This is a genomic window from Gracilimonas qinghaiensis, from assembly GCF_046602855.1.
GTDB lineage: Bacteria > Bacteroidota > Rhodothermia > Balneolales > Balneolaceae > Gracilimonas.
The window spans coordinates 1,210,423-1,224,049 of record NZ_JBKINJ010000001.1 but is presented as its reverse complement, the minus strand read 5'-3'; the positions used below and the strand labels follow the sequence as shown (position 1 = coordinate 1,224,049).

The window sequence follows — 13,627 nt, the reverse complement described above, 5'->3', positions numbered from 1 at the left end:
TCTATGAAGATACCAATGGAACGGGCTATTGATATTGCTCGGGATAATTTAGAAGAATTAGGAACAGTAACAGAGTGGGCAGATAAGATGGGGTATTCATCTGCCAAGTACTTTTCAAGAGTTTTTAGAAACCATTATAAAGTCAGACCGAAGCAAGCTCTTATCAATTTAAAAGTTGCCAGGTTTAAGTGGTTAATCAAAGAAGATCCCAACATAAGTTGCTTTGAATTGGCACTTGAGATAGGGTTAAGGGACGAAAAAGCCTTAAATAAATTTATAGTTCGTCATACCGGTAAAGCACCAAGAAAGTGTAAAAACGGGGAGTAAAATTTACGAGTAAAAATAGGGAATAGAAGTACTTGTCTGTTATATCATATGATTTTAGAATAAGAGTGGAACTTAAAATTAATTCATGGTCAAGATGAAAATGTCAGTTATTAAGTATTTTCGATGGATCCTGGGAGGGGTTTTAGTTATTGCCGGTATTTTAAAAATATATTCACCGGATAATCTTATAGAAGTAATTCTATTTTTCGATCTACTAAGTGAAAATAACGCCACCGTTTTCGTTTACCTATCTTCAGCAATAGAAATTGTGCTTGGGTTGAATCTAATCGCACGTTATAAACCACGGATGACTGCTACACTAGTAGGTACCTTATGTTCAATATTTTTATTGATCAGTATAGTGGGGTATTTAAATAACTGGGAGTTGGTTTGTGGGTGCCTCGGTGAATTTACTTATGGAAATTTCGATGGGGTTATGGTATTAAGAAATACATTATTGTTCGGGATGGCCACAACTATTATAGGTGCAGTTTTTAAATCTAAAGAAACTCCAATCGGGGTAAAATAAAACATAAAATAAAATGGGTAATATCATGAAGATTAAAAATTACACAAGTCAAATTATAGCAATGTTAACTTTAGTTTTCTTAGTCAGTGGATTTCAATTAAAATCTACAGATTCAGAAACACGTTCACTTGAGAATATAGTAGGCATCGAAGAAGCATATGCGGGTCCCTGTGGCGATGCCGGATGTGATGGCAGTCCCGGATATTGTGGCACAACTACAGTTGTTAAAGTTTTGGGTTGGCGAATTACAAAAGATTGTGTAGGAAGTGAAGAAGGTGATTTTCCAAGCTTAAGTAAATAAATATTAATCGAGTGCTCAATCTGATTGAGCACTCAAACACTATAAGCATATGAAAAATATAATTTTTGTAATTGCTCTTTTTCTGCCTGTATTATCAATGGGACAAGAAACTTCAGAAACTGTACTTACAAATTCTTCACAAGTAAAATTTGAAGACATTAGTAACTGGAAAACATTAAAGTTTACACTGGAAGATTCGACCTATTTGGACAGTCACAGTATTTTCTATCCACACGCTATGACAGTTAATAAGCAATTAGATATTGCAATGATGGCTTGGGGAAGTAGGCAGGTCTATTATTTTCAGAGTGGAAAATTAAACAATATCATAAAAATTAATACAAATAGGGGAAGAGGGCCAGGAGAATATGAATCACCATTTGATATGTATTTAGGAGAAAATAATATGCTATGGGTTGCAGATATCGATCTTCGTAAAATTGATATCTGGGACTTAAAAAGTAAAAAGCTGAAGTATACATATAGCCTAAATAATAGGTTTATCAAACCTGATCAAATAGCGAGTTGTAGCCTAAATAACTCGAGTGATCTGGTTTTATATGTACTTTCAACACAATATGGTAATGGATATAATAATAAGGAAGGGATTCTTCACCAATATGACTTTCAAAATGATGAGTTAATTTTATCAAATACATTTCAGGAAATTTCAAATGATGATGAAAGATATCCTTACGTACTTACAGGAGATATAATCTGTGATGATGAAGGTGATTTAATTTATTCTGGAGATTTTACAGGGACTTTGAGGAAATATGATAGAGCCGGTAATATAGAATTTTTTAGAACCGCATCTGACGTACTAATTGAAGAACCATTGTTTATTAATTTAAACAAAGGAATGACAAGATTTAATCCTAGTGCTCCACGTATAAATGGTGAAATATTTCTAAATGACTCTGATTTACTATTTGTAAGTAGATCAAGAAATAGGGATAGGGATATATATGGAGTAGATGTTTACTCAGTTCACACAGGTAATTATATGTTTACATTTGATATACCATTTCCTGCTAAAGAAATTTATATCCAAAACGATAAACTAATATCAATAGAGTTTAACCCTAAAGAAGGGCATGATTTGAAAATTTATAATATTGAAGGATTACCGTAATGTAACTAGTAATTATAACTATCGACATAGATGAAAAAGTTATTCATATACGGTTTAGTGATAATATTAATTACAATTTCTATTCGTTTTAGTTTTTCAATTTATAAGGTTCAAAGTAGTTCTATGTCTCAAACAATTAAGCAAGGTGATTATGTAGTAGTGTTTAATTACGATTTAGGGAGAAGCATTCGTCAAAATGATATTGTTGCTTTTACTAAAATATTTAATACCAAACCCATCGTTTTTATTAAAAGAGCTGTTGGTCAACCTGGTGATACATTATTCGCTAACAAACACTCCATGATTATTAATCAGGTTGAAATTCCTCACGATACGGTATATGATTTACTTCAAGTCAGTTTAAAAGATTCAACAAAAGAAGAAGTTTATTTTGATTACCTGCTCGAAAATACAAAAGCAATTAATGCTACATTCATGTTTGCTTCTCAGAATGAAGATTATTTGGTTGTTCCATCTGAATATTATTTTCTTGTTGGTGATAATTACAATAGAAGTATGGATAGCCGGTTCTGGGGTTTCATCCATAAAGATCAAATAATTGGAAAAGTTATTGCAATAATTTGATTATTGAATATAATTGATAGTGTGTAAAGCTCACATAAACATTTATTCTATAATTGAAATTCTCGTTTTTTCGATCAGGTAAGCAATACATTTTAGAAGTTTTACGTCTAGATACTGATTGAATAGTGTTTTTAAAGTTCGCAATGAAATTACTAGGCTTGTTCGAAACGAAAAAGCATAAATTAATATTCTGCAAATTCTAATTGGGGCATTTAGGGATGAAACACCAAAAAAAATATAACACAGGAAATAACGGGGACTCAAATGAAGTACAATTTAATCCTACCATTACTATTAGTCGTAACCACCAACATCGCATTTGGGCAGAGTGAAACAGATATTCAATCTGAAAATTCGAATGTCGAGCGGGTCTTCAAAACAGATGTACTTAATGAAATAGGAACGGTCTATTTATCTGAAGTAGAACTTTTCCGTCCTACCTTATACGCATTCGATACTGACCTGAATAAACTTTTTGTTTATGACTATGGACATAGAAATCTATATTCAGTTTTCTTAGAGCCTTTAGAAGAATCATTAAAAGTATTAGAGCTTAATGAAGTGGGAAATGGGGTAGGCTCAGGTCCTAAAGAATTTCGAAATCCCACTGATATCTGTATAACAGGTGACAAAGTTATAGTTATAGATTCGGACCTGGCCAGAGTGACCATTTGGGATGTGGACAGCGAGACATTATTGAGTTCATTCAGGCCTAGAAAATTTGTTCCGTTTCGGATAGCCTGTAATGAAGAAAAGATCGTGCTTTATAATGCTAATCCTGGTAAGGATAGTGATTTCGTTGTGTATGACAACGAGGGAAAGTTGATCTCATTTTTGAAAGACGAAGAGGACAGTGAGAAAGGTCCTGGAATGAGGATGGAAAGCGGTTATTTGAGTATGAACGATTCCATAGTTGTGTTTACCAGAACAGATGTCGAACTCATGAAAGCATACGATCATGAACAGATGGAGTTAGCCGGCAAGGAATTGTATGTAAGCACCAATTTTACCGAATCAAAAACGGATATAACCCGGGGGAAGGAACAAGTGGTCTATAAACGGTCGGATGAGTTTCTGTACAGATCGAGAGGCGTTGGTGTTTATAATGATTATGTCATTATGCTGTACTCAGGCCGAACGGATGCCTATAGTAAAACACTTGATTTCTACAAGATAGATGATCTTTCGTATGCCTTTTCTGTGCAATTGGAGCATTTTACAAATACCCTACGAATCAATGGGGACATGGCAGTATTAAGGACATATGATACTGACAGAAAAGAGAATATGTTGACGTTTTATAAGCTGACTGAGTTTTAAACGCAAAGAGTGAATCTCATGAAGGTATTCCTGATTCTAGTCCCGCCGCTCTGCTGTAGAATGTAAGATGGAGGCTCCTCCAGCTATTGATGGTGGAGTTGCTTGAATATGATAGTACTGAAATTATTAGAGTTGTCGGATTGGAACACAATCAGTAGTATGAGGCAGAGCCACGGTAAGGCATTCCGGAGCGGAGCACCGGGACGAGCACTAATGTAAATTGGGTGGGTAAACCTGTTTTTATTATAAAATTACTTTCAAGTATGTATTTCCAGGTAAATATTTTAGTAGGTCTAATTCTGTTAGTATCTAATTTCAATGTATCAGCCCAAAATGAAAGGGTATACCATGAAGTAGAACCTGAGTTGATCATGAATTTAGGGGATCAGGGAATTTTTCAGCCTGCTTTACTGGCTGTTGATAACAATGGACTCGTTGCAATTTATGATTATGGTGTTCACAACCTTTTTCTTATCAATACCTCTGATAATTCAGTAAAAAAAATTGGAGAAGGATCAGGTGGAGGCCCGAAAGAATTCAGTAATCCCACCGATCTTTCCTACGACAAGTACAACGAACACTTTTGGTTGACAGATCCTCAACAGGCCCGTATCAGTGTTTGGAATTCAAGTGGTGATCTAGTTAGGAGTATATCATTCAACAATGCATCATCTGTTCCCGTAAAGGCGGTACCGGTTTCCGAGTCAACCTATGTTTGGCAGCCCAAGAATTATAAAGAAGGTGTTTCTGAGCTTGCGATATCCGATCATCAGGCATCAGTAAAAGAACGGCTGGGAAGGATCAGTATCAAACCAATGCATGCCCGATTTTTGAAAGAAGGCAGTATTACTGCAGACAGTACAGGCATTTATTATGCCGGTTATAAATCGGGTTTCATCAAAAAATTCTCAGCAAATAGCGGTGTCGTGTCAACCATAAATAGTATAGAGGATATACCGAAACCTGAAGTCATTAACAGGGAATTGGATATTGAGGGAATGAAAGATGTGAGAGTAACTAAGCTTAATGACGATTCAGTAATTGCCACTTTGGATGTAGACGTATATGAGGAAAAGCTATACGTTTTATTTTCGGGAAGTACATCCGGTATATCCAAAACCATTGATGTATATGATACTCAAAACGGTGAGTATTTATATAGCTACCGAGTACAAGATCTGATAATAAGAAAGTTTAATATTATAAACGGTAGGGTGATAGCTTTGTCAAAGTATGATGATAGAGATCAACTAATAGAATTTCCCCTAGTGTCTTCAAACTAAGAAAACCACACACTACTAAATCCATAGTTTCCATATCCCAATTTAATTCACTATTCTCTGCTAAGTAACTTAAAATTCACTATTTGCTGCTTAAAAAACCTATAGCGTCTGTAATTTTGGTTCTGGCGGTACTCATTTTCGGGGGTATTGCATTGGAACGGCTCTCCATAGAGCTGATGCCGGATATTGACCGGCCTACGCTATTGGTGCGTACCGACTATTCCGGGGCGCCCGCTTCCGAAGTGGAGTTCCGCATTACCGAGCAGCTAGAGGGCATGCTATCCGGAGTTCGTGGCGTGCAGCAACTTGAATCCCTTTCGCGGCAGGGGCAAAGCCTTATCTTCCTCACCTTCGAATGGGGCTTCGATATGGATATCGCCTTCCTGAACGTGCGGGAACGGTTGGATCAGGCGCGGTATATGCTGCCTGATCAGGCTGAGCGACCGCAACTGGTGTATTCTTCGGCTTCGGATGAGCCCATCGCTACCATTGCGCTTCAGCTGGCCAATGTCTCCAATCAGGAATTTTCGAACCGCCTTTCCCTGAAGCGCTGGGCTGATCAGGTTTTTACGCGTCGACTTGAACAGCAGGAGGGAATCGCCCAGGCCTTATTAGTAGGGGAAGTGCAGCCCGAAGTACAGATCCGGTTCAACCCGCGCTTTATTGACCGTTATGGATTGTCGCTTTCTCAGATACAACAATCCGTGCAGGACGCGAATTTGTTTTCGTCTACCGGTGAGCTTCGGGACGGCTGGTACCGCTACGCCCTGAAGATCGAAAGCCGGATCGAGTCGATGGAAGATCTGCGTAAAATCCCCATTATTTCCCTGGCAAGCGGACGGGTGCTGCTGCTGGAGGAATTGGCGGAGGTCCGCATGGCCGAGGCTGACCCCACGTCTTTTGCCTTGCTTGATGGGGAAGAGGTACTGAACGTACTCGTCAAAAAGGAATATGGTTCCAACACCGTAGAGGTCTTTGAAACGCTGGAAAATGTATTGACTGAGATCCGCGATCAAAACCCGGATATCCTTATCGAGGTTATACAGGAAGATGCGAGCTATATCGAGAACTCTATTTCCAATTTACTGCAAACTTTACTGATCGGTGGATTGCTGGCTTTTCTGGTTCTGTTCCTGTTTCTGGATGATGCGCGGAGTCCGTTTACCATCGGGATCTCTATCCCCGTCAGTATTTTCCTCACCTTCGTGGTGATGTTCCTGTTCGACATTCAGCTCAACATCATTTCACTCAGCGGTCTCACCCTCGGGATCGGACTGTTGCTGGATAATGCCATTGTGGTGCTGGAGAATATCAGTCGCTATAGGCAAAAAGGTCTGGGCAGATTTGAGGCTGCCCGGGAAGGAACCAAGGAGATCAGTCTTGCGGTAACGGCGTCTACCTTTACCACTATTTCAGTGTTCCTGCCGCTTATTTTTCTAGGCGGATTTGAAGGAGCTTTCTTCCGGGACCTGGCCGCTACGCTGTCCTTCAGTTTGATCGCCTCATTGTTGGTTGCACTGTTCATACTTCCGGTCTTTGTGGCACAGATCAGCAAGCAATCGAAATCCAAGGGCGTCCTCAGCAAAGTCTCCAAAGGACTTGATAATGTGGTTATGGCTTACGAGCGAAATCTGGGTCGGGTCATTCAAAAACCTTTGCCCATCATACTTGTGGCCGTAGTTTTGTTAGCCGGTGCTGCGTTTGCCTTTATGACCATAGAAAAAGCCGTACTTCCGCCTGATGAGCCATCTAAAGTGGAGTACCTGGTATCCATGCCCGGAAACACGGCTTTGCGTTCTGCTAAGCAGGCCTCTGCGGATGTGACCAACATATTGATGGAGCGAACCGGACAGTCCAACATTCTATCCCTTGGAGGCTACACCGATAATACGAATCTAAGCTCCATCACCAATGAGGGACTTAACAAATTTACCATATCCGTTCCCGTTTCGGGTTTTGAGGAAGCGAGGAAAGTGGAGCGGACCATGGAAGGCATCGCCCGGACCTACGCTAACTGGACCTTTCAAAAAATATCGGATAATGCCACGGGTGTGGTATCAGTTGGACAGGACGCCCCGGTGCAGTTTAGTGTGGTTGGCACCGATCGTGCTTTCAGTAACCGCGTGGCCGGTGCTTTTTCAGATTTCATGAGTCAACAGTACGGGGAAACGAACCTGGAGCTCAAATACCCACAGCGGATACAAGCCTATCAGATCCGGTTCAGGTCAGAGCAGATGCTGGCCTTTGAGCTTACCGAGGCAGAGGTGATCCGTTACCTGGAATCGCTGACCCGCGGGGCCTTCATAACCGACTGGAACCGTCAGGATGAGCAGATATCTATCCGTTTGATAGGAGAGCGGGGGCGATCACTGGATCCCACTGAGATCACCCTTGATATCAGGAATAAGATCATACCGTTAACCGATGTGGCAGAGATCTCCCGGATCGATGAAGCCGAACAGCTGGAGCGTATCCGTCAGGCTCCGATACTGACCTTTAATTCTGATCTGACCTTTATGGACTGGTGGTGGGATGGAGGAGAGATTCAACAGCTGGTCAATCAATTTATGCAGGAATCGGGGCATGAGATACAGGTGCGCGGTTCAGCCCTGCAGGTCATAAGCCTGCTGAAAGAGTTAGGTTGGTTGCTGATGATAAGTGTGTTGTTGATCTACCTCATCCTTGCCATACAATATGAGAATCTGAAATATCCGTTTATCATCATTCTGGCTATACCGTTTGCGTGGATCGGTTCCTTTTTTGCCATGTACATCGGGGGTGTCAGTTTGAATGCGCTGTCATTCATGGGCATCCTGATCCTGACCGGTATTGCCGTAAACGATTCCATCCTGAAGGTTGATTTCATGCGCCGCTATTTTGAGGAAACGGGGAACCTGGAGGAAGCCATCAAAGAGGCGGGTATCAATCGGTTCCGGCCGGTGGTCATGACGAGTATGACGACGATCCTGGCATTGATCCCAATGCTCATACCCTTTGGCGACGGATATATATTCAGGCAGTCACTGGCGATAGCACTGATGGGAGGGATGATCACCAGTACCTTTTTGACCTTGTATTTAATCCCATTGGTGTTTAAATGGACGAATGGGAGTAATGTTAAATGATAAATTTGAAATTTTAAATGGAATATTGAATGATTTCAATTATGAAATGTTTAACCGCAGTTTGAGTAAAGTATACACTGAGTATGCAAGATCTTAAATCTCTGCGAGCATAGCGAAACCTTTGCGCACTTTGCGGTAAATCCACAATGTTTTTATTAGAAAACGAATTATGAAACGATCAAAAAATACCACATTGCTTTACTGTTTACTGATCATTGTAACGCTGTTCACTGCATGTAAGAGTGAGCGGGAGACGCCGGAGGCTCCGGATATGGATAGTGTTGAGATCCGTCCCGAGGTGGTATTTGATGTGGTGAATGATGAACCATTGAATTTCTATATCGAGAGTCGAGGGGTGGTGGAACCGCTGCGGCAGACCAAGATCGTACCAAGGATAAGTGGGTATGTGGAGTCGCATATCATTGAAGAGGGTCGGCAGGTTAACAAGGGAGAGGTTTTATTGCAATTTGTGGATGATGAATGGGAATATGAGGCCGAGCAAGCCCGGCAGGCCTATCTGAAGGCAGAAAATCAATATGAGATCGATAAGCGACTTCGGGAAGGTTACACCGGCGAAAGTAATGACGAAATGATCCGAATCAACAGTGGACTGGCAGATGCAGAAGTGGCGTATAACCGGGCTAAACTGAACCTGAGTTACACGACTGTCAAAGCTCCGTTTTCCGGGCGGCTTTCTCTTCAAAATGTAGTGACCAATCAAACTTTTATATCAGTGGGTTCCTATGTTTCAGCCGGTACGGAGCTGGCCTCACTGATAGATGCCTCCACAGTGCGGGTACGCTTTGACGTGCTGGAATCGGAGATCAATAATCTGGATGAAGGCATGAAGGTTGAACTATTTGGTCCGGGTGGCACCGGATATGAGGGTGAGATCATCGCCATCTCCCCGGAGGTGAATGCAGACACCAAAACCGGGCAGGTACTGGTGGAAGTGGATAACAGCGAATTCGGCCTGAAAACAGGTATGACAGTAGACGGTCGGGTGTTTGTTCGCAGTCAGGAAAGTAAGGTACGTATGCCACGTGAGGCCCTGCTGGAGCGTGATGGAAGAACCCTTGTGTTCCGTTTACTGAATAATGAAGAGGTTGAATGGATATATGTGACCCCAGAGGCAATGAACTCCGACTGGGTATTGATAGATCACCCCGAAATTGAACCCGGCGATACACTGGCCGTAGATCAGCACTTTAGCATCAGTCATCAGCAGAAAGTGGTGCCGTTGTTGGTGAATTAAAAATTCAAAATTTAAAATGAAAAATTGGTGCTATGAGCATTTTAAATTTTCATTTATCAGCCTTTATATGAGATAATAATGTTCAGACAAACTAACAGATTTAACCATGATTTTCCCCTCCTGGGAGGGGATTAAGGGCTGGGTAAATGTCGCCAAGGAGAAAAATCATTCCATACCGAAAAGAATTAGTTCCAATAGCTAAAAAGCTTCGAAAAAACTCAACTCCAGGAGAAATTGAACTTTGGAAAGGTCTTAAGAATAAACAGATACTGGGCTATGATTTTGATCGCCAAAAACCCATTCATAAATACATTGTAGACTTTTATTGTAAAGATTTGAAACTAGCTATCGAAATAGATGGCCGGTCTCATGATTTTAAAATTGGATATGATCAAGTAAGACAACAGGAATTAGAAAATCTGGGTATTTCATTTCTGCGGTTTTCTGAATCAGATGCAAAACAGTATACACAAAGCGTGTTAACTGAAATTGAACGGTGGATCTTAAAAAACTACGGAAGACCCACCCCTTGATCCCCTCCCAAGAGGGGAAACTCCTAATTAAATGGGATAGCCTTAAGTGCACTAAATTTTACTCTTAATTCACTTGAAAGAACTCTTAAATCGAAAATATCTCGTATCCTTCTTCTACATCATCGTGTGTGTGATAGGGGTGGCGGTATGGCGTGTATTGCCGGTTGAGAGCACTCCTGAACTTAATTTACCTTCCGTAACGGTCAGTTATAACTGGGGTAGTACCTCTCCTGAGATCATGGAGATGGAGATCACCCGAAAGGTGGAAAGAGAAGCGAATCGCCTGCGGGACGTGACCGATATACGTTCCATCACACAGGAGGGGCGGTCCTCTGTGACCATCACCTTTCGAAAGGATTCACCGGTTGATTACCGTGTGCTGGAGCTGAGGGAATATTTGTTTACGCTGGATGAAAACCTGCCTGAAAGTGTTTCTCTGCCAAGTATCACCCGTCAGGTTCCCGATGAGCTTGAAGATCAGCAGACTTTCATTGTTTATACGCTGAATGGGGATATGGCACCGCGACAGCTGCTGGAGTACACGCGAACCAATATCCGCCCAAAATTACTCTCCATTCAGGGGCTTGCCGAAGTTGCCATCCGGGGTGTGCAGGATCCGGCCCTGGTTATCGAATTTAATGTGGATGAGGTAGAAAAGTACAACCTGTCACCGCGGCAGATCTTATTGCAGGTCCGTGAGCAGCTGAGCTGGCGGTCTGCCGGATTTCTGGAAGAGGGCATTTCTCGCTACAGCCTGATCATCCCGCCAAAATTCAAAACCATAGCCGATATAGCTGGACTTAAGGTTGAACTTCCCGGATCCAGAAAACAACTGGTACTGGACGACCTTGCAGAAATATCCGTTCAGGATTACCCGGCAAAATCCATCAAGCGAATAAACGGTGATCCGGCCCTGACCATAGAATTTGTGAAGGAATCGGGAGCGGATGCTTTTACACTGGCTGAAAAGGTACTTCAGGCCATGGAAGATATTGAAGCCCAGCTCCCGGAAAGTTTATCCCTCATGCTCACCGTTGATTCCACTGAGGAATTGCGTCAGCAGTTTGATGACCTTCAACTGCAGGCCATAGTAAGTGGGATATTGGTGTTCTTTGTGGTGATCCTGTTCATTCGTAAGCTCAGGGCCCCTCTTGTGATAATGGGCAGCGTGGCCTTTTCCGTATTGCTGAGCCTGATCGTGCTATACTTGTTGGGATATAGCCTGAATATCATTACGCTGGCGGGAATTACGGTGGCGTTGGGTATGCTGATCGATAATGCCGTGGTAGTGTTCGAACATCTGAATCCAGGGCTTCCATCCGGTCGATCAGACCGTATTGAGCATATACTAAATGAGATCGGTAATTCGGTGGTGCCGGTAATGGGAAGTACCTTTACGACAGTAGGGATCTTTATTCCGCTGCTGTTTGCCCTTGATGAACTTCGAATTTTCCTGGTGCCGTTGGCCGTAGCTCTAACGGTTACACTGGTTTGTTCAGTTTTAATCGCCTTTACATGGATTCCCTATTCACTGGTTTGGCTCACCCCAAGAATTACTGAGAAAAAGAGATCCGGTCGGGTTTCAGGCTGGCTGAACCGATTGGTAATGAAAAGCTTCTTATTGAAGTCAAAACTGAGGTGGGTTCTGCCGGTAGTCCTGATCGGTGTGATCGGCCTGCCGTTGTTTGCTATAGAGGAACCGGAATGGGATGCTGAGGAGGGAACCTGGTGGCCGGAATTCACTCAGGTCTATTTTGATAACCGGGATTCTATAGACGGATGGATCGGCGGGTTGACTAAACGATTTTCGGACGAAACGTATTTTGGAAGTCCATGGAGAAGGGGAAATGAGCAGAGCATCAACGTGTACATTCGCTCACCACTGGGAACGCCGCTTTCTGAGATCGACAAGATCGTTAAGAATTATGAAACGATCGTTGAGCCGTATGCACACGCTTTTAAGTATTACGAAGCCAATTTGTCCGAGTATTTTGGGGCTCGAATACGGTTTGTGGTAGATCCTGAGTATCTGTATGAAACGGAACCTTATACCTTTTTTGGTGAGGCGAGTTATCTTGGGGCACGAACCGGGAATTTTGCCACTTCTGTTTCCGGGTTGAATCTTCAGGGCATAAGCACGGGTTTTGGAGGAGGCTCATCCAATCATTCCATCCGGTTGGAAGGCTATTCCTATGACGAATTGCTAAATCTTGCCAAGGATCTTGAGCGGAGACTCAAAACCAGTCGCCGCGTACGCGAGGTGGATATCAACTCAAGCTATTTTTCTCGCCGGGATGATTTTCAGCAGTACATTTTACGGCTTGATGAAGAACGGATACTGGCCAACGATCTTAACCGAAGGGAGGTTATTTCAACTTTAATGCTGGATCTGAATCCTGAGAATACCGTGGGGAAGGTCGAGTTTGGGGGACAGGAAATGTACCTGATCGGGCGCAGTGAGCGGGATAGAGCGTTTGAGGAAGACATGATGAACCGGACGCGAAAGTTTGGGAATGTGAACTTCAATATCAGCCGGATCGGGGAGATCGTTCAGGAAGGAGGATTGACAGAGATTCGTCGCAACAATCAATCGTACGAACGAACCGTGACCGTGGATTACCTGGGGAATTACCGCATGGGACGTGAGTTTATTGAATCGGTGATCGAGACCACACCGGTACCTGTGGGAGCTGAGATCACCTTTGGGCGCGGATTCTTTGGTTTCGGTAATGATGAAAGCAGTCGGAATTTTATTTTTATCGCCCTGCTAAGTTTGCTGAGCGTGTGGATGATCGTGTCGGCTCTGCTTGAAAGTGTGAAATATCCTGTTTTTGTGATCATGGCGGTTCCATTCAGTTTGGTTGGTATCATGTTGGGTACCCTGGCCAATGATATGGCTTTTGACCGAGGAGCTATTGCCGGCTCATTGTTATGTATCGGAGTGGTGGTGAATAACGCCATCCTCATTTATCATCAGAAGCAGCTGGAAAACGGAAATGGCATCTTTGGGCTGCGCTGCTGGATGCATGTGTACCGGAAACGCATCCGTGCCATACTGATCACCACCGTAACAACTATCACAGGATTGATACCTATGATGATCTTCGGCAACAACGAATTCTGGCAAAACCTGGCTATTGTGGTTATTTGGGGGCTTTCGGTGAGTACGATCCTTTTGTTGGTGATGACGGGGTTGAGGGTGAAGAGTTCTCTTGGGAATAATTAAAAATTCAA

General features: G+C 42.5%; 11 protein-coding genes. All 11 read left to right on the top strand.

Features of this window, described 5'->3' with window-relative positions; genetic code table 11:
* Positions 1-15 precede the first annotated feature (15 nt).
* The 11 genes from ACKGJO_RS05485 to ACKGJO_RS05435 all read left to right on the top strand — a co-directional run bounded on the left by ACKGJO_RS05485 (position 16) and on the right by ACKGJO_RS05435 (position 13,619).
* Complete coding sequence (locus ACKGJO_RS05485; protein ID WP_411322399.1) at positions 16-327, top strand: helix-turn-helix domain-containing protein; 312 nt, start codon at positions 16-18, stop codon at positions 325-327.
* Positions 328-427: 100 nt separating this feature from the next.
* Positions 428-856 carry a MauE/DoxX family redox-associated membrane protein gene (locus tag ACKGJO_RS05480; protein WP_411322398.1) on the top strand — a complete coding sequence of 143 codons (429 nt, stop codon included), beginning with the start codon at positions 428-430 and terminating at the stop codon, positions 854-856.
* 25 nt (positions 857-881) lie between these two features.
* Entirely contained in the window at positions 882-1,157 is a 276-nt protein-coding gene (locus ACKGJO_RS05475) for a hypothetical protein (RefSeq protein WP_411322397.1), read from the top strand.
* A 49-nt stretch (positions 1,158-1,206) separates the two neighbouring features.
* On the top strand, positions 1,207-2,292 hold the full coding sequence (locus tag ACKGJO_RS05470) for an NHL repeat-containing protein (RefSeq protein ID WP_411322396.1): 1,086 nt from the start codon (positions 1,207-1,209) through the stop codon (positions 2,290-2,292).
* Positions 2,293-2,322: 30 nt separating this feature from the next.
* Positions 2,323-2,877 (top strand): signal peptidase I, encoded by a 555-nt coding sequence (gene lepB, locus ACKGJO_RS05465; protein ID WP_411322395.1) that lies wholly within the window; start codon positions 2,323-2,325, stop codon positions 2,875-2,877.
* A 264-nt stretch (positions 2,878-3,141) separates the two neighbouring features.
* On the top strand, positions 3,142-4,197 hold the full coding sequence (locus ACKGJO_RS05460; RefSeq protein WP_411322394.1) for an NHL repeat-containing protein: 1,056 nt from the start codon (positions 3,142-3,144) through the stop codon (positions 4,195-4,197).
* Positions 4,198-4,460: 263 nt separating this feature from the next.
* Positions 4,461-5,480, top strand: a complete 1,020-nt coding sequence (locus ACKGJO_RS05455) for a 6-bladed beta-propeller (protein ID WP_411322393.1) — start codon at positions 4,461-4,463, stop codon at positions 5,478-5,480.
* Positions 5,481-5,563: 83 nt separating this feature from the next.
* Positions 5,564-8,605 (top strand): efflux RND transporter permease subunit, encoded by a 3,042-nt coding sequence (locus ACKGJO_RS05450; protein ID WP_411322392.1) that lies wholly within the window; start codon positions 5,564-5,566, stop codon positions 8,603-8,605.
* A 169-nt stretch (positions 8,606-8,774) separates the two neighbouring features.
* Entirely contained in the window at positions 8,775-9,860 is a 1,086-nt protein-coding gene (locus tag ACKGJO_RS05445) for an efflux RND transporter periplasmic adaptor subunit (RefSeq protein WP_411322391.1), read from the top strand.
* 146 nt (positions 9,861-10,006) lie between these two features.
* Positions 10,007-10,393, top strand: a complete 387-nt coding sequence (locus ACKGJO_RS05440) for an endonuclease domain-containing protein (RefSeq protein ID WP_411322390.1) — start codon at positions 10,007-10,009, stop codon at positions 10,391-10,393.
* A 73-nt stretch (positions 10,394-10,466) separates the two neighbouring features.
* Positions 10,467-13,619: an efflux RND transporter permease subunit gene (locus ACKGJO_RS05435; RefSeq protein WP_411322389.1), complete on the top strand. Its 3,153-nt coding sequence runs from the start codon at positions 10,467-10,469 to the stop codon at positions 13,617-13,619.
* Positions 13,620-13,627: the final 8 nt, after the last annotated feature.